At 63.8% G+C, this 19,639-nt stretch carries 21 protein-coding genes; 15 read left to right on the top strand and 6 right to left on the bottom strand.

Annotated features, from left to right (window positions below; translation table 11 throughout):
- Nucleotides 1–27: 27 nt before the first annotated feature.
- Entirely contained in the window at nt 28–1,062 is a 1,035-nt protein-coding gene (pspF, locus tag PG900_RS04555) for a phage shock protein operon transcriptional activator (RefSeq protein ID WP_270799253.1), read from the bottom strand.
- Nucleotides 1,063–1,258: 196 nt separating this feature from the next.
- Here pspF and pspA point away from each other — a divergent pair, with 196 nt between their 5' ends.
- The 11 genes from pspA (at nt 1,259) to PG900_RS04500 (ending at nt 10,758) form a co-directional block, all read left to right on the top strand.
- Nucleotides 1,259–1,939, top strand: coding sequence for a phage shock protein PspA (gene pspA / locus PG900_RS04550; RefSeq protein WP_011705754.1), 681 nt, complete (start codon nt 1,259–1,261; stop codon nt 1,937–1,939).
- A gap of 3 nt (nt 1,940–1,942) precedes the next feature.
- Nucleotides 1,943–2,179 (top strand): envelope stress response membrane protein PspB, encoded by a 237-nt coding sequence (gene pspB, locus PG900_RS04545; RefSeq protein ID WP_005300084.1) that lies wholly within the window; start codon nt 1,943–1,945, stop codon nt 2,177–2,179.
- Nucleotides 2,176–2,580, top strand: coding sequence for an envelope stress response membrane protein PspC (gene pspC / locus PG900_RS04540; protein WP_270799030.1), 405 nt, complete (start codon nt 2,176–2,178; stop codon nt 2,578–2,580). The genes pspB and pspC overlap by 4 nt, the downstream gene beginning before the upstream one ends.
- Nucleotides 2,581–2,694: 114 nt before the next feature.
- Complete coding sequence (locus PG900_RS04535; protein ID WP_270799033.1) at nt 2,695–4,101, top strand: YcjX family protein; 1,407 nt, start codon at nt 2,695–2,697, stop codon at nt 4,099–4,101.
- Nucleotides 4,102–4,169: 68 nt separating this feature from the next.
- Nucleotides 4,170–5,213: a YcjF family protein gene (locus PG900_RS04530; protein WP_270799035.1), complete on the top strand. Its 1,044-nt coding sequence runs from the start codon at nt 4,170–4,172 to the stop codon at nt 5,211–5,213.
- A 172-nt stretch (nt 5,214–5,385) separates the two neighbouring features.
- Entirely contained in the window at nt 5,386–6,180 is a 795-nt protein-coding gene (phhA, locus tag PG900_RS04525) for a phenylalanine 4-monooxygenase (protein WP_011705758.1), read from the top strand.
- A gap of 54 nt (nt 6,181–6,234) precedes the next feature.
- The gene (locus tag PG900_RS04520; protein WP_029303242.1) at nt 6,235–6,573 is read left to right on the top strand and encodes a 4a-hydroxytetrahydrobiopterin dehydratase; all 339 of its coding nucleotides are present in this window, start codon (nt 6,235–6,237) and stop codon (nt 6,571–6,573) included.
- A gap of 134 nt (nt 6,574–6,707) precedes the next feature.
- Nucleotides 6,708–8,255 (top strand): transcriptional regulator TyrR, encoded by a 1,548-nt coding sequence (gene tyrR, locus PG900_RS04515; protein WP_016350472.1) that lies wholly within the window; start codon nt 6,708–6,710, stop codon nt 8,253–8,255.
- Nucleotides 8,256–8,420: 165 nt separating this feature from the next.
- Complete coding sequence (locus PG900_RS04510; RefSeq protein ID WP_060389642.1) at nt 8,421–9,002, top strand: YfiR family protein; 582 nt, start codon at nt 8,421–8,423, stop codon at nt 9,000–9,002.
- A complete protein-coding gene (locus PG900_RS04505) occupies nt 8,999–10,267 on the top strand; it encodes a diguanylate cyclase domain-containing protein (RefSeq protein WP_043165233.1) in 1,269 nt (422 codons plus the stop codon). Before PG900_RS04510 ends, PG900_RS04505 begins: the two co-directional genes overlap by 4 nt.
- A 2-nt stretch (nt 10,268–10,269) precedes the next feature.
- A complete protein-coding gene (locus PG900_RS04500) occupies nt 10,270–10,758 on the top strand; it encodes an OmpA family protein (protein WP_017409647.1) in 489 nt (162 codons plus the stop codon).
- A 57-nt stretch (nt 10,759–10,815) separates the two neighbouring features.
- Here PG900_RS04500 and PG900_RS04495 read toward each other — a convergent pair whose 3' ends face one another.
- Complete coding sequence (locus tag PG900_RS04495; protein WP_016350476.1) at nt 10,816–11,550, bottom strand: TerC family protein; 735 nt, start codon at nt 11,548–11,550, stop codon at nt 10,816–10,818.
- Nucleotides 11,551–11,668: 118 nt separating this feature from the next.
- On the opposite strand from PG900_RS04495, the gene PG900_RS04490 reads away from it, so the two are divergent.
- The 3 genes from PG900_RS04490 to PG900_RS04480 all read left to right on the top strand — a co-directional run bounded on the left by PG900_RS04490 (nt 11,669) and on the right by PG900_RS04480 (nt 14,935).
- The gene (locus PG900_RS04490) at nt 11,669–12,784 is read left to right on the top strand and encodes an ATP-NAD kinase family protein (protein ID WP_041216318.1); all 1,116 of its coding nucleotides are present in this window, start codon (nt 11,669–11,671) and stop codon (nt 12,782–12,784) included.
- A 110-nt stretch (nt 12,785–12,894) separates the two neighbouring features.
- Nucleotides 12,895–13,173 carry a YfcL family protein gene (locus PG900_RS04485; protein ID WP_158197470.1) on the top strand — a complete coding sequence of 93 codons (279 nt, stop codon included), beginning with the start codon at nt 12,895–12,897 and terminating at the stop codon, nt 13,171–13,173.
- A gap of 97 nt (nt 13,174–13,270) precedes the next feature.
- On the top strand, nt 13,271–14,935 hold the full coding sequence (locus PG900_RS04480) for an AMP-binding protein (RefSeq protein WP_270799041.1): 1,665 nt from the start codon (nt 13,271–13,273) through the stop codon (nt 14,933–14,935).
- Between the two features lie 84 nt (nt 14,936–15,019).
- Here the strand turns inward: PG900_RS04480 and cdd are convergent, their stop codons facing one another.
- The 3 genes from cdd to PG900_RS04465 form a co-directional block, all read right to left on the bottom strand.
- Nucleotides 15,020–15,901, bottom strand: coding sequence for a cytidine deaminase (gene cdd, locus PG900_RS04475; RefSeq protein WP_130632544.1), 882 nt, complete (start codon nt 15,899–15,901; stop codon nt 15,020–15,022).
- Nucleotides 15,902–16,088: 187 nt separating this feature from the next.
- Nucleotides 16,089–16,775: an LrgB family protein gene (locus PG900_RS04470; RefSeq protein ID WP_270799046.1), complete on the bottom strand. Its 687-nt coding sequence runs from the start codon at nt 16,773–16,775 to the stop codon at nt 16,089–16,091.
- The gene (locus PG900_RS04465; protein ID WP_270799049.1) at nt 16,772–17,128 is read right to left on the bottom strand and encodes a CidA/LrgA family protein; all 357 of its coding nucleotides are present in this window, start codon (nt 17,126–17,128) and stop codon (nt 16,772–16,774) included. The genes PG900_RS04470 and PG900_RS04465 overlap by 4 nt, the downstream gene beginning before the upstream one ends.
- Before the next feature lie 159 nt (nt 17,129–17,287).
- Here PG900_RS04465 and PG900_RS04460 point away from each other — a divergent pair, with 159 nt between their 5' ends.
- Nucleotides 17,288–18,997 (top strand): glycoside hydrolase family 36 protein, encoded by a 1,710-nt coding sequence (locus PG900_RS04460; RefSeq protein ID WP_270799051.1) that lies wholly within the window; start codon nt 17,288–17,290, stop codon nt 18,995–18,997.
- A gap of 72 nt (nt 18,998–19,069) precedes the next feature.
- On the opposite strand, the gene PG900_RS04455 is transcribed toward PG900_RS04460, so the two are convergent.
- Nucleotides 19,070–19,576, bottom strand: coding sequence for a hypothetical protein (locus PG900_RS04455; protein ID WP_039214596.1), 507 nt, complete (start codon nt 19,574–19,576; stop codon nt 19,070–19,072).
- Between the last annotated feature and the right edge of the window lie 63 nt (nt 19,577–19,639).

Genomic DNA, 19,639 nt, shown 5'->3' with positions numbered 1-19,639 from the left:
CCGCTCTGGGGCAGGCTGCCCGGGTGATTAATCCGCATCGTTGTCACTGTCCAGCAGCTGGTATTTGCGCAGCATGCCGCGGAACTGGTGATAGCTCAGGGCCAGCAGTTGGGCGGCTTTGCGCTGATTATACTGGGATTGCTGCAGCGCTTGCTTGAGTAAATTAATCTCGTAGCCCGCCACCGCCTGTTTGAGATCCAGCGGCAAGGCGGGGGAGTCCGGTGTCATCGTCGGCGTCTGCTCCAGCTGGAGGGGGGCCGCGACCGCCGCCTGGGCCCGGGGGCGCCAGGGGGAATCGAACGGGTTGAGCACCAGTTCGGCCAGCGGCAACTGGGGGTTGCCCTGGCGGTAGATGCTGCGCTCCACCACGTTTTTCAGCTCCCGCACGTTGCCGGGCCAGGGGTAATCCAGCAGCAACTGGGTCGCCTTGCGCGAGAAACCGGCAAACAGCGGATAGCCGAGCTCCCGGGTCATGCCGTGGGCGAAGTGCTCCGCCAGCATCAGAATATCTTCGCGCCGCTCCCGCAGCGGGGGCAGGGTGATGACGTCGAAGGCGAGCCGGTCGAGCAGGTCGTGGCGAAACTGCCCCTTGTCGGCCAGCGCCGGCAGATCCTCGTTGGTGGCGCACACCAGTCGCACATCCACCTTGAGGGGCTTGGCGCCGCCCACCCGCTCGAACTCGCCGTACTCGATGACCCGCAGCAGTTTTTCCTGCACCCGCGCGCTGGTGGTGGCCAGCTCGTCAAGGAAGAGGGTGCCGCCGTCGGCCCGCTCGAAGCGGCCCTGGTGGCGTTTGGCTGCGCCGGTGAAAGAGCCCGCCTCGTGGCCGAACAGCTCGGTCTCCAGCAGACTCTCGCTCAAGGTGGCGCAGTTGACGGTGACAAAGCTTTGATCCCAGCGCGCCGAGAGATAATGTAGGCGGTGGGCGATGAGCTCCTTGCCGGTCCCCCGTTCGCCGATGATCAGCACGGGCTTGCGCAGCGGCGCCAGGCGGGAGGCCTGCTCAATGATCTCGAGAAATGCGTTGGATTCCCCCAACAGGCTTTCCGTGGCCGTGGTCATAGTCATCCCCGTGAATCGTTGAAAGCTGGTCAATCTTACCAAAAGTTGGTGATTCTAATCATTACTTGTGTGGTGCATCTTGAAAGTCGACTTATCTGCCCCATATAAATCAACAAGTTAAATTCTGTTCCAGATTGGCACACAAGTTGCCATTGTCAATGGAGAAACAACGTATGCCAACCACAGGAGTACAATCATGAGTATTTTTTCCCGCCTGGCCGACATCATCAATTCCAACCTGACGGCCCTGCTCGACAAGGCAGAAGATCCCCAGAAGATGGTGCGCCTGATCATCCAGGAGATGGAAGACGAGCTGGTGAAGGAGCGCTCCAATCTGGCCCGCTTCCTCGCCAACCAGAAAGAGATTGGCCGCCAGGTCAGCCGCCATCAGGAGCGGGTCGCCGAGTGGCAGGGCAAGGCCGAGCTGGCCCTGAGCAAGGGACGGGAAGACTTGGCCCGCGCGGCGCTTATCGAGAAGAAGAAGCAGGCCGAGCTGGCCGACGGCCTCGAGCGCGAGCAGCAGGCGGTGGACAGCGGCATCGCCAAGCTGGGGGAGGAGATCCGTCAGCTGGAAGCCAAGCTGGAAGACGCCCGAGCCCGCCAGAAGGCGATGGCCATTCGCAGCGAAGCGGCCAGCAGCCGTCTCAACGTGCAGAGCCAGGTCGCCCGTGGCGACAGCCAGGCGGTGGTGAGCAAGTTCGAGCGCATGGAGCGCCGCATCGACGAGATGGAGGCCCGCGCCGATCTGGGACAGTCCGACAAGGCGCTGGCCCAGCAGTTTGCCGAACTGGAAGCGGACGATCAGATCAGCAAAGAGCTCGAGGCCATGCGCCAGAAGCTGGGTCAAGGCGATACCACGCCGAAACAGGGGGAGTAACAGATGGAAGATCTGCTGGGTGTATTGATGGTTCCCATGGTGGTCTTCATGGTGGTGGTGGCCCCCATCTGGCTGGTGCTGCACTACCGCGCCAAGGGACGCATTGGCGCCGGTCTTGCCGATGGCGAGCGTGAACAGCTGCAGGGGCTGCTGGTGCGTGCCGAGAAGATGCAGGAGCGGGTCGGTGCCCTGGAGTCGATTCTGGATGCGGAAGTCCCGGGCTGGAGGAACAAGGTATGACGCAGTGGAGCAAAGAGGGGCGCAACCTCTATCGTGACCCCCAGCGCGGCAAGATAGCCGGGGTCTGCGCCGGTCTGGCAGAGTACTTCGGGGTGGAGACCTGGATCGTGCGGCTGTTGGCCATCAGCGGCCTCATCTTCGCCGGTTTCATCACCTTCACCGCCTACGTGGCCGCCTGGTTTCTGCTCGACAAGCGGCCGGTCACTCTCTATGAAAACGAAGAGGGGGAGTTTGCCGAGGTGCGGATGAAGGCGCGCAGCTGGCAGGCTGGTGTCACCCCTCATCAGGCGCTGGGCCGCATCGCACAGGAGCTAGATACCCTGGAGCCGAGATTGCAGCGCATCGAGAAGCTGGTGACCTCCAAGGAGTTCACCCTGCAGCGGGAGTTCAGCAAGCTGTGACCTCTGGCCCGGGTCTCGCCGATTGAGCGAGGCCCCTCTCTTGAACGGGATCCCAAGACCCGACATGGCTGGCACACCTGAAACCGACGATCGAATTGAGGGATTGAACAAGCCTTGATACGCAACACACTGGAACAAAAGTGGTCGCTCTTGCAGCACAGGGCCACAGACGTGGTGAACCGGGTACGGGATCGCCACCTGCGGCTGGCGGTGACCGGCCTCTCCCGCAGCGGCAAGACCGCCTTTATCACGGCGCTGGTCAACCAGCTGGAACACGCGGCCATCGATGGCCGTTTGCCGTTGTGGGATGCCCTGCGTCAGGGGCGCATTCTCGGCGCCCGCCGGGTGCCACAGCAAAACGCCCATATTCCCACCTTTGCCTACGAGCGCGGCCTCGACGCCCTGTTTGGCGAGCCGCCCGCCTGGCCCGAGCCGACCCGCGGGGTGGCCGAGGTACGCCTCGAAATTCGCTATCGCACCCGCCATCCCTTGCGCAAGCATCTGGGGGAGATCTCCACCCTCTATGTGGATCTGGTGGATTACCCGGGGGAGTGGCTGCTGGACTTGCCGCTCTTGGAACTCAGTTACGAGCAGTGGAGCGAGCAGGTGCGCGACCAGTTGCGCCGCCCCGAGCTGCAGGCCCTTGCCGCTGGCTGGCTGGCGCCGGAGTGGCAGGCTGTGCAGCCTTTTGAAGAGCGACCGGTCGCACAGCTTGCCGAGCGCTACACCGACTACCTGCACGCCTGCAAGCGGGAGCTGGGGCTGCACCTCATCCAGCCCGGTCGCTTTGTGCTGCCGGGGGAGTATGCCGGCGCCCCCCTGCTGCAGTTCGTGCCCTGGGTGTGGGAGCCGCCAGTTGGCGAGCCCGCCGATGGCACCCTCTACGCCACCCTCAAGCAGCGCTTCGAGCAGTACAAGCAACACCTGGTACAGGGTTTTTATGAGCAGCACTTTGCGGGTTTCGATCGCCAGATCGTGCTGGTGGATTGCCTGCAGCCCCTCAACGCCGGGGCGGCCAGCTTTGGCGACATGCAGCAGGCCATCGCCCGCATCATGGAGAGCTTTGCCTACGGCAAGAGCAACTGGTGGCGGCGGCTCTTCTCGCCGCGCATCGACAAGCTGCTGTTCGTGGCGAGCAAGGCCGATCACGTCACCCCAGAGCAGCACGGCCCCATGGTCTCCCTGCTCCAGCATCTGGTGCGCAGCGGTCGGGGTCAGGCGCGCTTTGAGGGGATCACCACAGAGTGTCTGGCGCTCGCCGCCATCAAGGCGACCGAGGTGGGCAAGGGGGTGGCCAATGGCCGTGAGTTTCCCGCCATCCGTGGCACCAGCCTCGCCGGCGAGCCGTTATTGCTGTTTCCGGGGGAGGTGCCGCCTCATATTCCACCGGCCCAGTGGTGGAACAATCAGGGCTTTGATTTCCAGGCGTTTCGCCCCCTGCCCATGAGTGCCCATCAGGCGCTGCCTCATATCCGGCTCGACGCTGCGCTGGAGTTTCTGCTCGGGGATCACCTCGAATAACCCAGGCTGTGCGGCAATGTAGGTAGCAAGGCATGGCTGCACGGCCGCGTGGAGGAGCAAGCAAAAAGATGAACGATCAGAGAAAACCGACGGTGGCCGAACCGCCTCCGCTGCAGGGCAAGGTGATCCTGGAGCCCGCCTTGACTGTGGCCAGCGACGAGCGACAGCCTGCACCCGCCCAGCGGCTGGAAGAGGCGAGTTTCGAGTGCCTCGACGAGCTGGAGGCATTCACCGAGGTGGAGCCCGCTCTCACCATCAAGCCGCGCCGGCGGCACCGGCTGCTTGGCTGGGGACTGGGGGCGGTTGGCCTGTTGTCACTGGGCCAGTATGGCGCCTTTCTCTACGACCAGTTGCTCACCACCCCGCTCTGGGGCAGCGCCTGGTTGCTGGCCTCCGGTCTGGTGGCCGTAGGCACGGCAGGTGTGGCGGGGCGTGAGTGGCTGCGGCTGCGCACCCTCAAGCGGCGCCAGGATGTGCGCTCCCGTGCCGACGATCTGCTGGCCCGTCAGGGCGTCGGGCAGGGGCAGGCTTTTTGCGAGGCGCTCGCCGAGAAGAGTGGCGACAAGGGGCGGGAGGGGTATCGCAATTGGCTGTCACAGCTCGACGAGAGTCACAGCGATCGGGAAGTGCTGACCCTCTACAGTCAGCTGGTGCTGACCGAGCGGGACAAGCTGGCCCAGGCGCGGGTGGCCAAATGGTCGGGGGAGGCCGCCGTGCTGGTGGCCCTGAGCCCGCTCGCCACCGTCGACATGATGCTGATGTTGTGGCGCAACCTGCGGATGATCGAGGACATTGCCGACGTCTACGCCATCGAGCTCGGCTACTGGAGCCGCATTCGCCTCATTCGTCAGGTGTTTCGCAACATGCTCTACGCCGGCGCCACCGAGCTGGTGACCGAGGTGGGGATGGACTTGCTGGGGGCTGAGCTTACCGCCAAGCTCTCCGCCCGCGCTGCCCAAGGGGTAGGGGCCGGCCTGCTCACCGCTCGCCTCGGCCTGCGCACCATAGAGGCGTGTCGCCCGCTGCCCTGGTGCGCGGACGAGAAACCCAGGCTTGGTGAGCTGCGCAAGCGGCTGATCGGTCAGCTGGCGGGCTACCTCAACAAGGGGTAAACGGCAGGCCAGGGGTTCGATTGTGGTTGTCACAAATTATTTACAATTATCCGCCGCAGCCGACCCTTGGGTCGGCTGCTTTTTTGGGGGGCAAACCGTTACAGTGATCCCATCGCGCAATGGCGCCACACCGCCCGGATGGCGGGTCGCAACCCAGAGGATGGAGTCACCCATGGCAAGTCTCTACACCGCCCACCAGCCGGATGAAGCGGGCACGATCCACTACTCGGACGAGGAGCACGGCACCTGGCAGATCCTGATCGCACGCCAGCTGGCGGCGCTCGAGGGCAAGGCCTGTGACGAGTACCAGGCCGGGCTGGCGCGGCTCGACCTGCCCCGGGATCGGATCCCCCAGCTGGCCCAGATCAACGCCGTGCTGCAACCGGCCACCGGCTGGTCGGTAGCGGCGGTACCGGCGCTCATTTCCTTTGACCGCTTCTTTGCCCTGCTGGCCAACCGCCAGTTTCCGGTGGCCACCTTTATTCGCCGCCGGGACGAGCTCGATTATCTGCAGGAGCCCGACATCTTCCACGAGATCTTCGGCCACTGCGCCATGCTGACCAACCCCGCCTTCGCCCATTTCACCCATGTCTACGGCCAGCTTGGCCTGCGGGCCGGCAAGGAGGAGCGGGTCTTTCTGGCGCGGCTCTACTGGTTCACGGTGGAGTTTGGCCTGCTGGCCACGGCAGACGGGCTGCGCATCTATGGCGGCGGCATTCTCTCCTCCATCGGCGAAACCGCCTATGCTCTCGGCGGCCAACCCGTGCTGCAACCCTTTGATCCCATTGAAGTGCTGCGCACCCCGTATCGCATCGACATCATGCAGCCCACCTATTTCGTGCTGCCCGAGCTTGGCGAGCTCTATCGTCTGGCGGAGCAGGACATCATGGCCATGGTGGCCGAGGCGCGCCGTCTGGGGCTGCGTCCTCCCCGTTTTGCACCGGCCGGCGGCAAGCAGGCGAGCTGAGCCGCCCGCCGGTGTTTGATTACCCCCTTTTCATCGATACACAAGGAGAGTCCCATGTCCGAACTGGCCAGCCAGCAGTGTGAAGCGTGCCGCGCCGATGCCCCCAAGGTGAGCGAGCAGGAGCTGAGCGAACTGATGCGCCTCATCCCCGACTGGCAGCCGCTGGTGGTAAAAGGTGAGCTGCAACTGCGGCGCGAATTCACCTTTCGCAACTTCAAGGAGGCGCTCGCCTTCACCAATCGGCTGGGTGAACTGGCAGAGGCGGAGTTTCATCATCCGGCAATCCTGACCGAATGGGGGAAGGTGACCGTCAGCTGGTGGACCCACAAGATAGGTGGATTACACCGCAACGACTTCATCATGGCGGCGCGCACCGACCAGCTGCTCAAATAAACGTCTGTAGATGGCGCGGGCCTGCCCGGTGAAAACGGGGCGGGCCCGCATTTTTATGGGCTGGCGCTCGCACTGGCGGGATCGAGTCTGTATTATCCGGTCATTCATAGAGTTAGCTAGGAAGTGTGTCCCGAATGCGTCTTGAAGTCAGCTGTGAAGACCGCCTGGGCCTGACCCGGGAACTGCTCGACCGTCTGGTGGAGCACAACATCGATCTGCGCGGCATCGAAATCGATACCTCAGGCATCATCTATCTCAACTTTCCCGAGCTGGAGTTTCGTGATTTCCAGCACCTGATGCCGGAGATCCGCCGCATTCCCGGGGTCTATGACGTCAAGACCATCCCCTACATGCCCTCCGAGCGCGAGCACCACGAGATTGAGGCGCTGCTCAAGGCGCTGCCGGATCTGGTCTTCTCCCTCGATGCCAAGGGCAAGGTGACCCAGGCCAACCAATCCGCCCTCACCACCCTGGCCCTGCCGGTGGAGGAGGTGCGTGGCGCGGCGCTCGGCTCCCTGGTCAAGGGCTTCTCCTTCAGCCGCTGGCTGGAAGCGAGCGAGATCCGGCCGCAGACCTGCAAGCTCAGCATCAATGGCGAAGAGTATCTGGCGGATCTGATGCCGCTGTTCGTGGCCGAAGAGAAGGGCAGACAGGCCCTGGCCGGCGCCGTGGTGGTGCTCAAATCCGCTCGCCGGGTCGGCATGCACTTCAGCGCGCTGCACGCGGTGGAAGTGGGGGGCTTTGAGCACCTGCAGGCCGAGAGCCAGAAGATGAAACAGGTGCTGGCCCAGGCGAGCAAGCTGGCGATGCAGGATGCGCCGCTGCTCATCGTCGGCGAGACCGGTACCGGCAAGGAGCTGCTGGCCCGCGCCTGTCACGGTGCCAGCCTGCGCTCCAGCCACCCCTTCATGGCGCTGAACTGCGCGGCCATGCCGGACAACGTGGCCGAGAGCGAGCTGTTCGGTTACGCCCCCGGCGCCTTTGGCAACAACACCGAGGGCAAGCGCGGGGTGCTGGAGCTGGCGAGCGGCGGCACCCTGATGCTGGACGAGATCGGCGACATGTCCCCCCATCTGCAGACCAAGTTCCTGCGGGTGCTGCAAGATGGCGTGTTCCGCCGGGTTGGTGACGAGCAGGAGGTGAAGGTCAACGTGCGCTTCATCTGCACCACCCAGAAGCAGCTGCTGGATCTGGTGCACGAGGGCAAGTTCCGGGAAGACCTCTACTATCGCCTCAACGTGCTGAGTCTGGCGCTGCCGCCGCTGCGCGAGCGCAAGGCTGACATCATGGCGCTGGCCCAGCAATTCGTCTCGCGCTTTGCCAGCGAACTGCAGCGCCCGCGCCCGCGCTTTACCCGCAACATGGCCGAATACCTGACCGCCTACCGCTGGCCGGGCAACGTGCGCCAGCTGCGCAACTGCCTCTACCGCGCCATGACCTTGCTGGAAGGGGACGAGATCGGCCCTGAGCACGTGGATCTGCCGGTGGCGGCCGACGCCATGCCGCTCATCGACGAGTGGTTCGAAGGGGGACTGGACGAGGCGGTGAAGCGCTTCGAGAGCCGGCTGCTGGAGCGGCTCTACCCGGCATTCCCCTCCACCCGCCAGCTGGCCAAACGGCTTGGCGTGTCGCACACCGCCATCGCCAACAAGTTGCGGGAATACGGGATCAACAAGAAGTAACCCCATGAATGCACTTTATTGCAGGGCTCACGCACGGGTGGGCCCTCGTCATTATTGTGATGCCGGCCCGGTCAGCCCCTTGCTCTGTCGGCTGCGCCTTGTCATGCTGCTGACAAGTTCAATACTATTTCCATCCGGCTCACCCCTCGCGGGCAACCGCCCTTCATGGGTGCTGATGTGGGCTTAAGCGCAGGCACGATGCACTCTTTTTCACTGATCCGGATCCTGGCGTGGTTGGCGCCGCTGGTTTGCACGCTGGCCCTCTCCACCGAGCCGCCCCCCCTGACCTCGGCCGAGCTGCGAGCCGAGCAGGTGCGCCAGACCGTGCTCGACATTCTCAGCTACACCCGCTGGCCGACCGAGCCGAGCGAGCTGCGCCTGTGCGTGGCGGCGCCGACGGAGTACGCCACTGCGCTCTTCTCCATCAAGCAGCAGGCCAACGGCCGGCCGGTCACAGTCCATCGCTACGACGTCGATGACAAGGCGATCGGCCCCCAGTGTGACGTGCTCTATCTGGGGGTATTGTCCCCCGAGCGACGGCTGCCGCTGTTCGAGCGGCTGCGCGGCTACCCCATTCTCAGCATCAGCGAGCACAGCACCGAGTGCGTGGCCGACTCCGTCTTCTGCCTGCAGATCGGCAAGGAGCGGATCCGTTTTCGGGTCAATCTGGATGCCCTGGCCAGGAGCGGGGTGCGGGTACATCCCGCCGTGCTCAAGCTGGCCAAGGCCGATGAGGGGGGTTCATGATCGGCTTGTTCCGCCCCCCCAACCAGCGCCTCACCTTGCGACAGAGTCTGGGACGCACCCACCTGGTGACGTCCCTGACGGCGGTCTGCATGGCCGGTGTACTGCTGACCGGCATCGCCCTGCTGGCGCTGCGGCTCTATGCGGATCACAACCTGGAACTGGTGGCGCGGGCCATCAGTTACACCAGCGAAGCGGCCGTGGTGTTCCACGACGAAGAGGCGGCCCGCGAGGCGCTGCAGGCCATCACCACCCACGAAGATGTGGCGCGGGCCAGCATCTATCTGCCGAGCGGCCAGTTGCTGGCCAGCTGGAGCCGGGCCATGAGCACCCCCTGGTCCGGTCTTGAACAGTATCTGGCGCGGCTCATTCTGCCGGGGCCGGTGGATCAGCCCATGCTGCGGGGCGGGGTGGAGATCGCCCGCATTCATCTGGTGGGGCACGGCCAATACCTGCTGCTGTTCCTGTTGCAGACCCTGCTGGCGATGCTGCTCTGCCTGGTGCTCAGCACCCTGGGGGCGCTCTACGTGGCGCGCCGGATGCAAAACTCCCTCACGGCGCCCCTCAAGGATCTGGCCCAGGTAGCCCACAGCGTCAGCCGCCAGCGGATCCTCGCCATGCGGGTGCCCGAGGCCAACATCGCCGAGCTGCACGCGCTCGGCCAGGATTTCAACTCCCTGCTCGACGAACTGGAAGCCTGGCAGGCTCACCAGCGGCGGGAGAATGCCAGCCTGCTGCACCAGGCCACCCATGACGCCTTGACCGGCTTGCCCAATCGTGCTCTGTTTGAGGCTCGTCTGGATCAGGCAGTGACCACCGGCCGGCTGCATGATGAGCGCTTTGCACTGCTCTACCTCGATTGTGATCGCTTCAAGCAGATTAACGACACCCTGGGCCATGCCGCCGGGGATGACGTGCTGATCGCCCTGGCCAGACGGATACAACATCAGCTGCGGCCGATGGATCTGGTATGCCGTCTGGGGGGCGACGAGTTTGCCATCCTGCTGACCCCCTTGTCCCAGGTGGGCGAGGCGGAAGATGTGGTAACCCGCATCCAGCAGGCCATGGCAGACCCCGTGGTACTGGGGGATGGCAGCCAGCTGCTGGCTGCCGTCAGCATCGGGATCGCGCTGTATCCGGATCAGGGGCTGACCGCCGCCGATCTGCTGCAGCAGGCGGACCATGCCATGTACCAAGCCAAACGGCTGCGTCGGGAGCTTGCGCTCCATGACCAGCTGGAATTCGATGTCTCTGCTGAGGAAAAATAACAATGAAGATCCATGTCCTGATGAAAACCGGCTTGATCGGTCTGCTGTTGAGCGTGCTGGCGGGGTGCCAAAGCGCCCCCCACGGCCTGACCGCAGAGCAGATCGCCGTACTCAAGGAGCAAGGCTTTCGCCTGACCGACGAGGGTTGGACTCTGGACTTCTCCAACCGTGTGCTGTTTGCCAACAACGCTGGTGCCCTGACCCCCAAGACCCGTGTGGTGGTGGAAAAACTGGGCAAGACCCTGCAGGAGGTAGGCTTGAACCGGGCGCGGATCGATGGTCATACCGACTCCAACGGGGCGGCGGACTATAACGATCAGCTCTCGTACAAGCGGGCGCAGTCGGTGGCCGACGTGCTGGTCTCGGTGGGTATGCCGCAGGCCAACCTGGACATCCGGGGCCGTGGTGAACGCGATCCGATCGCCGACAACAAGACGGCTGCCGGTCGGGCCGAGAACCGCCGCGTGGCGATTGTCATCAGCAATGAATGACATGGTTGTGTAGATAAAAAAAGAGCGCCTGATGGCGCTCTTTTTTGTGGCTCACAGTTATTCCTGCTTGAGCTTTTCGCGGTCGTGGTGACTGCGCAGGCGGATGTTGATCATCTCCACCGTCAGCGAGAAGGCCATGGCGAAGTAGATGTAGCCCTTCGGAATGTGCAGATCCATCCCCTCGGCCATCAGCGCGAAACCGACCAGAGTGAGGAAGGAAAGGGCCAGCATCTTGATGGTGGGGTGGTTGTCGACGAAATCGCCGATGGCCTTGGCGGCGAACATCATGATGAAGACGGCGATCATGATGGCCAGCACCATGACCGGCACGTGATCCGCCATGCCCACGGCGGTGATGACCGAATCCAGGCTGAAGACGATGTCGAGAATGGCGATCTGGATCAGGGTGCTGATGAAGCCGGACGCGGCGGCGCTCACGCTCTCAGGCTCGGCGGCGCCCTCCAGGGTGGCGTGGATTTCGTGGGCACTCTTGCCGATGAGGAACAGACCCCCCAGCAGCAGGATGAGATCGCGGCCCGAGATGGCCTCGCCCAGCACGGTGAACAACGGCTCGGTGAGACGCATCACCCAGGCCAGGGAGAGCAGCAACAGGATGCGAGTACCCATGGCGAGACCCAGTCCCAGGATCCGCGCCTTCTGGCGCTGCGCCTCCGGCAGGCGGCCGACCAAGATGGAGATAAAGATGATGTTGTCGATGCCCAGTACGATCTCGAGCAGGGTCAGGGTGGCGAGCGCGACCCAGGCGGAGGGGTCTGCAATCCATTCCAGCATGATTGAACCTTGGTTGAACTTTGATTGAGGGTTGAAGCCGCGCATTCTAACAGGGGGTTATGGCTTGTCCCAGTGGCAGGAAAAGATAAAAATGGCGGCCATCCAACGGGAGGGACATATGTTTCGTTTAGGACTCATCATCAATCCGGTCGCCGGCATCGGCGGCGCGGTCGGACTCAAGGGCAGTGACGGCATGGTGGCCGAGGCGCTGGCCCGTGGCGCCGTCCCCAAGGCCCGCGAGCGGACCCGTCAGGCGCTGCTGCCACTGTGTGAACTGGCGGACCGCTTCGAGCTGTTGACGGTGGCGGGCGAGATGGGGGCCGAGCTTGCCGGCGAGCTCGGTCTGCCTTGCCGCATCGTCTATCAGCCCGCGGCAGCAGCCACCACGGCGGCCGATACCCGCATCGCCGCCGAACGGATGCGCGAGGCGGGCGTCGATCTGCTGCTGTTTGCTGGCGGTGACGGCACCGCGCGGGACATCTGTGCGGCGGTGGGGGAGGCGTGCCACGTGCTCGGCATTCCGGCCGGCTGCAAGATCCACTCCGGGGTCTATGGGGTGACGCCCGCTGCCAGCGGCCGAGTGGCGGCCCGGATGATCGCCGGCGAGCTGCTGAGTCTGGTGGATGCCGAGGTGATGGACATCGACGAGGAGGCGTTTCGCGCCGGCAAGGTGCGCGCCCGCCATTACGGCCAGCTGCAGGTGCCCGGCGATCTGCGCTATGTGCAGGCGGTCAAGCAGGGGGGGCGCGAGTCTGAAGAGCTGGTGCTGGCGGACATCGCCGCCGGTGTGGTCGAGCAGATGGAGCCCGATACCCTCTATCTGATGGGCTCCGGCAGCACGGTGGCGGCCTGCATGACGGAGCTCGGCCTCGAAAATACCCTGCTCGGTGTGGATCTGGTGGAAAATGGCCGGCTTATCGGGCAGGATCTGTCCGCCGCCGAGATCCTGACCCGGATCCGTGGCCGTCGCTGCCGGCTGATCATTACCCTGATCGGCGGTCAGGGACATCTGTTCGGGCGCGGAAATCAGCAACTGAGTCCAGAGGTGTTGCGGGCCGTCGGGCGGGACCAGATCCAGGTCCTGGCCACCAAAGCCAAGCTGGCGGCCCTTGCGGGCAGGCCCTTGCTGGTGGATACCGATGACCCGGCGCTGAACCGGTCGTTAAGTGGTTATCTGCGGATCACCACGGGATACAAGGATCAGGTCATCTACCCGGTGGCCAACCCGGAATAGGACATCAAGGATGCGGCTGGCCTGGCGCCAGAGAGCCGTGATCAACCGGATCGCGGTTCCACTCCCCCGAATTATTTTGCCGGCAACCCCGGAAAATGAGGCTGCGTTAAATGACGATTCATGAATTTGAGCACAAGTTGTTGGGACTGATAGACAGCATGGTGGCCACGGCGACCGAGGATGAGCTGTTTGCCGGGGGTTATCTGCGCGGCCACATCTCGCTGGCGGTGGCGCGGGCCGAGCTGGAAGGCAAGACCCTGGTACGGGATGTAAAGAGTTATGTGCTGCGCAGCCTGAACGAGGCCATCCTGCAGGGGGAACTCTCCGAGCAGGACGAGAAGCTGGTGCAGGCAATGTGGATTCGTTTGCAACAACAAGCAGAAGCTTGATCGGTTACACAGTTCAAACAGAAGTTTGAGTTTATTCTTCCCTGAAGTTAGTGAAAGGTTAATAATAAGTTTCGCCTTTTGTTTCAGGGATTAAACTATGGCTTCCTCCTCGCGTATTGCCAATAAACTGCCGCTCGAAATGCTCTACCAATGGGAGCGGCAGTGTCCTGACCGAGTCTATCTGCGTCAAACCATCAACCGCGAATACCTGGACTTCACCTGGGGTGAGGTCGCTGACGAGGCCCGCCGCATGGTGACTGCGTTGCGTCAGCTGGGGCTGGTGGCCGGCGACAAGGTGGCGCTGCTCTCCAAGAACTGCGCCCAGTGGTTCATCGCCGATCTCGCCATGCAGATGGGGCAGTACGTGAGCGTGCCCATCTACCCCACCGCCAACGTCGACACCATCGAATACGTGCTGCGTCACAGCGAGGCCAAGGCGATTTTCGTCGGCAAGCTAGATGACTGGAAGAGCCAGGAGGCGGGGGTACCCGCCGAATTGCTGCGCATCGCCTTTCCCTATGACACCATGCCGGCGGCCCACCAGTGGGACGATCTGCTGGAGCAACACGAACCCATCCCGGACAGCCCGGGGCAGGCTCCGGACTCCCTGCTGAGCCTGGTCTACACCTCCGGCAGTACCGGTAAGCCGAAAGGGGCCATGCTGAGCGTCGAGCGCTACGCCTGGTCGTGCGAGAAGCTGGTGGAGGCGGTCGGGCTGTGCGAGCAGGATCGCGGCTTCTCCTACCTGCCGCTGGCCCACATCACCGAGCGGGTCTATGTCTATGGCGGCAGCCTCTATGGCCGCGCCGAGATCGCCTTCCCCGAGTCCCTCGATACCTTCATCGAGGACGTCAAGCGCTGCCGTCCCACCGTGTTCATCTCGGTGCCACGGCTGTGGGCCATGTTCCGCATCAAGATCCACGAAAAACTGCCCCAGAAGAAACTCGAGCTGCTGCTCAAGATCCCGTTCGTGTCGGGCCTCATCAAGCGCAAGCTGCAAAAGGGGCTGGGGCTGGATCAGGCGCGGGTGCTGGGCTGTGGCTCGGCGCCGGTGGCACCGGCCCTGCTCGAGTGGTACCACAGTATCGGTATCGAGATCACCGAGGCCTGGGGCATGACCGAGAACCACGCCTTCTCCACCCTCAACTACCCGTTTAGGGCCGACAAGATAGGCACGGTCGGCAAGGCGGGGCCGGGGGTCACCATCAAGATCTCCGACGAAGGGGAGATCCTCTGTCGCTGCGAGGGGATGATGCTGGGTTATTACAAGGATCCCGAGCACAGCCGTGAAGCCATCGACGAAGAGGGCTGGCTGCACACCGGCGACATGGGCAAGCTGGATCGGGAGGGTTATCTCACCATCACCGGCCGCATGAAGGACGTGTTCAAGACTGCCAAGGGCAAGTATGTGGCGCCGGTGCCCATTGAGGGGCTGCTCGGCCAGGAGCCCATCATCGAGCAACTGTGCGTGATTGGCTACGGCATGCCGCAGCCGGTGGCGCTGGTGCAGCTGGCGGAGAGCGCCATGAAGGGGGATCGCTCCAAGATCAATGCCCAGCTGGAGGCGGCCCGCAATCGGGTCAACGAGCAGCTGGAGTCCCACGCCAAAATCCGCGGCATCCTGGTGGTGAAGAGCCCCTGGAACATCGAGAACGGGGTGCTCACCCCGACCATGAAGATCCGCCGCCACCTGCTGGAGCAGAAGTATGCCGATCTCGGCGACGCCTGGTCCTCTTCCCAGAGCATCATCTGGGAGTCCTGACGGGGCCCGGCAGGCTTGCTGCTGAACACCATAAAACAACAAGGGGAGCCACTGGCTCCCCTTGTTGTTTCAGGCAACGGCAGGTCAGACCGCCTGATACTCCAGCTCGACCGAACCGAGCGCCTTGAGGGTGGCGCGGGCGGAGTCCTGCTGGCTGATCTGGCCATCCTTGCTCTCCAGCAGCACGGCGCGGCGGATGGTAGCGAGATCTTCGCCACCCAGTACCGCGTGGGCGCAGGCCATCTGCATTGGCGGCAGGCTGGGGTTGAAGGCGGCGTTTTCGGCGTAGCGACCGCAGAAGATGCGACCGTCGGCGAACTGCAGCGCCACCGCGGCATAGCCCTGGCTGTAGGGGGCGTAGCTCTGGCGGGCGGCGGCCAGCGCGGCCTGCCACAGCGGATCGTCGCTCTCAAGCGTGAGCTCGTCGTGGGCCTGCGGGCTCATCAGCGCGTCCGTGATGTCCAGATCCGCCGGGCCGAACGAGTGGGGCAGGAAGGATTGCAGCGCGCTCAAGTCATCCGGCAGGGAGACCTTGAGGATCTTGGCGGTGCTCAGCTCGTTCATGAACTGGCGGCAGTGACCGCAAGGGGTGTAGTTGACGGTGATTTCAGAGATGCCGGTCTCGCCGCCCAGCCAGGCGTTGGAGATGGCAGACTGCTCGGCATGGACCGAGTGGAACAGCCCCTGACCGGCAAACTCCATGTTGGCGCCGAAATACCAGTTGCCGCTCAGGCCGCAGGCGATGGCACCGACGAAGAACTTGGAGATGGGGGCCACCGAGCAGGCGGCGGCCAGCGGCAGCAGGGCCAGGCGCAGGGCGCGATCGTCAAGACCGGTGGCGGCCTTCAGCGTGGCGATCTGATCCGGGGTGAAGCGAGCCTGGAAATCATCACCCAGCATGGGCAGCAGCGCCGCCTTGAGCGGGGCGGACAGGGTATCGAGTGGCTTGGCAAAACGGGGATGCATAGTGTGTCCTCAAAGGCCAATTGGGGGGCCATTGTAGGGAGCAAGCTCGGCTAAATGTGTGAGCGTGCTCACGCCCTGACGGGCAAACGGAGGGGGATGGTAATGGAAACGTTTGTCTTGTGCAAATTGTGCGGCAGGTCGCACATCGGCGGGCCCGCAGGCCCGCCATCGCGGAAAAGGGTGCTCTTCAGCTCAACCAGTGGTAAATGGCAAACAGCAGGGGGGCCACGGCGGCGGTGAGGATGCCGCACACCACCATGGCCAGCGAGGCAAAGGCCCCCTGGGTGATGCCCTGCTCGGCGGAGGTGGCGGTGCCGATGGCGTGGGCGCAGGCCCCCATGGCCAGCCCCTGGGCTTCGGGGTCGGTGACCCGCATCAGTTTGAGCAGGGGGAAGCCGATCAGGGCGCCGACGATCCCCACCACCACCACCACGGCGGCGGCGATGGCGGGAATGCCGCCCAGGGACTGGCTGACGCTCATGGCGAGCGGCGTGGTGATGGATTTGGTGGTGAGCGAGGCCAGCAATGCCGGATCGGCGCCCATAAAATGACCGATCAGCAAGGTAGTGCAGACCGAGATCAAGACCGAGCTCAGGGTACAGATTAGGATGGGCTTGAGCCTGGCCTGGATCTGGCGGGCCTGCTGATAAAGGGGCAGTGCCAGCGCCACCACCGCCGGCTCCAGCAGCGCCGTGATGGGGCGGGTGCCGCTCTCGTACTGCTCCAGCGGCAGATCGAACCAGAGCAGCAGGCCGATGATGACGGCGGTGGGCACCAGCACCGGGTTGATGATGGGCCAGGGCAGCTTGCGATAGAGGGCCCGGGTGGCGAAGTAGAGCACCAGGGTCAAGGGAATGGCCAGCCAGAAGATCATTTGTTCATCCTCTGGTAGAGGCGGCCGACGGTGCCGAGGATCAGCACGATCCCGAGCACGATGCAGAGCATGATGAGGCCGAAGGATTGACGCAGCGGCTCCAGCCAGGCCACCAGTCCGACTGCCACCGGCACGAACAGGACCCCCATGTGGCGCAGCAGCAGGCTGGCGCCGAGTTCTACCCAGTGCAGTTTCACCAGCTGCAGGGAGAGCAGCACGAACAGCAGCAGCATGCCTATGATGCTGCCGGGGAAGGCAAACGGCAGGATGGCTGCCAGGGTTTTGCCCGCCAGCAGGCAGGCGACGATGACCAGAAAGTCACGAAGGTACAGCAAGGCACGTTGCGCGATCACAGGAGCCCCATCTTGGTAACGGTGAACTAAGGAATACGCCAGTCTACCAGAGAGGCCGGGTCGCGGCATTAAAACAATAACAGCTGAAATCAGTTCGTTTGAGGCTGATTTAATTGAATATTTTCAGATAGAACCCTTTTCGAACCACAAGGAGTCGCCATGACATCTCTCTTGTCCCGCCTGCGCCAGCTGGCGGACGACCACCATCTGCCCCCTTCGTTGCTGCAAACCCGCCAGTGGGAGGGGCCCCTGTGCCGGGTGCGGCTCGACAACACCGGCCGCAGCGAGGCCCGGGTCGGGCACTGGACGCTGTTTGACGGCAAGCTCGGCCTCTCGCCTGCGTGCTCCATCTACGGCGAAGGCTTCCAGATGCTGGCCCAGACCATGGGTAGCTGGCAAGCGCCGCAGCCGGTCGGTCGCTGTCCCGATGCCGGTGTCTATCGGATCACCGATGATCAGGGTTATCACACGGTGCACAACCTGCTGCTGGTGGAGCATGACAAGGGCTGGTTGCTGCTCGCCTTTGCCAGTTGTCAGCGCTTTGGCGGGGAGTTTCGGCTCTACCCCGATGGCCGGCTGCAGATCCTGATGAACGGTGAGGGGCGTGTACTCCCGGCCGGCCAGTTCTGGCAGAGCGAGGCGCTGCTCTGCCTCGAGGGGAAAGATCGGGAGGCGCTGCTGGCTGAACTGGCGCAGCGGATCGAGGCCGAGCATGGCTCGCTGATCGGCCAGGTTGGCGAACGCCCCAGCGGCTGGTGCTCCTGGTATCACTACTACGCGGACGTGAGCGCCGCCGACATTCGCGAGAACCTGCAGGTGCGTGCCGCGCGTTTCCCGGCGCTGCGCTACGTGCAGATCGACGACGGCTATCAGGCCAAGATGGGTGACTGGCTCACCCCGTCGGCCAAGTTCGAGCAGGGGGTGGCCTCCCTGGCCGCCGAGATCAAAGGCGCCGGCTGCGAGCCCGCACTCTGGGTGGCTCCCTTTATCGCCGAACCCGGTTCGCAGGTGTTTCAGGATCACCCCCACTGGTTTGTGAAGGGGGATGACGGGCTGCCGCTGCCCTCCGAGCGGGTTACCTACGGCGGCTGGCGCTGCACCCCCTGGTATGTGCTGGATGGCACCCACCCCGAGGTGCAGGCTCACCTCGAACGGGTGTTCCGTACCCTGCGCGAACAGTGGGGCATCCACTACTTCAAGCTCGACGCCAACTTCTGGGGGGCCATCCACGGCGGCCGCTTCCACGACCCGGCCGCCACCCGGGTGGAGGCCTACCGACGCGGCATGGCCGCCATCCTGCGCGGAGCGGGCGAGGGGGCCTTCCTGCTCGGCTGCAACGCCCCCATTTGGCCAAGCCTTGGGCTGGTGCACGGCATGCGGGTGAGCGATGACGTGGAGCGCAGTGGCCATCGCTATCGCCAGATCGCTCGCGAGGCGTTCTGCCGCGCCTGGCAGAACGACCGGCTGTGGGCCCTCGACCCTGACTGCATCTGTTTGCGGGATCTGCCAAGCCAGCAGGCGAGCCCTGCCGAATACCATTTCCATCTGGCGGCGCTGGTGGCAAGCGGCGGCATGATGCTGGCCGGGGACAGGCTGCAGGATCTCGACGAGGTGCAGGCGGCGCAACTGCGCAGGCTGCTCGAGCTCTGTGCGGCGCGCGCCCCTGGCGCCCGTTTCGAGTCGATGGACTTTGCCTGTGGCGAGGTGAGCCTGCCCGAGGGCGGCACCCTGCTCTGCCTCTTCAACTGGGAGGCACAGCCTCAGGAGTTCCTGTTGCCGGCAGGGGGCGAAGATTTCTGGGATGAGGGGGCAGTCGGTACCGCGCTCACCCTACAGGGGGGCGAGGGGCGGGTGATCCGTTACCGCTGAGCAGGCTGGCAATCATGATTCAGGCTCCCACGGGAGCCTGAATGTATTGTGAAAGGCGCAGCTATACCGGAGTCAGTAACGCCACTCGAAGCCGATGGCGTAATTGGCGGCGCCATAGCCCGGGATCTCGTTGCTGGAGAGCAGGGCCTTGAAGGTGAGCTGCGCAGTGAGCGGAATGCCGAGCCCCATGCCGAGGGCGACCTCGTCGTTGGTGTTGCCCATCATGTCGGCCCGGATCATCCGATAGAGCGACATGTCCTGGCTCATGTGCACATAGCTTTGGGAGGCGCGGTTGTAGAGCTGGCCGAACACTTCCAGCTGGAAACCGGCCTGGGGGGTGATGGCCAGCGGCACGCCGACGAAGTTGTAGAGATCGGAGCGGTTGAAATAGCTGTTGGTGATCTGGGGGGTAAAGTCGGTCTGCTGATAGAGGCGGCTGAAGTTGCTTTCAATCAGCTGGTAAGTCTGCTGCGGCAACTGCAACAGATAGTCGGGGACATCAAAACGCACACCCGCCATGCTGGCCGATGGCAGCAGGGCGCAGATGAGCAAACCAAAACCGGATAATCCTGAACGCATCGGATGCGGCATCCCCAAGGGTCGATAGGCCAACCGGCCGTTAGTGCAATGTTAGCGCACAAA

Source organism: Aeromonas sp. QDB03 (assembly GCF_027707985.1).
GTDB lineage: Bacteria > Pseudomonadota > Gammaproteobacteria > Enterobacterales > Aeromonadaceae > Aeromonas > Aeromonas hydrophila.
This window is presented reverse-complemented; position numbering and strand designations above follow the sequence as displayed.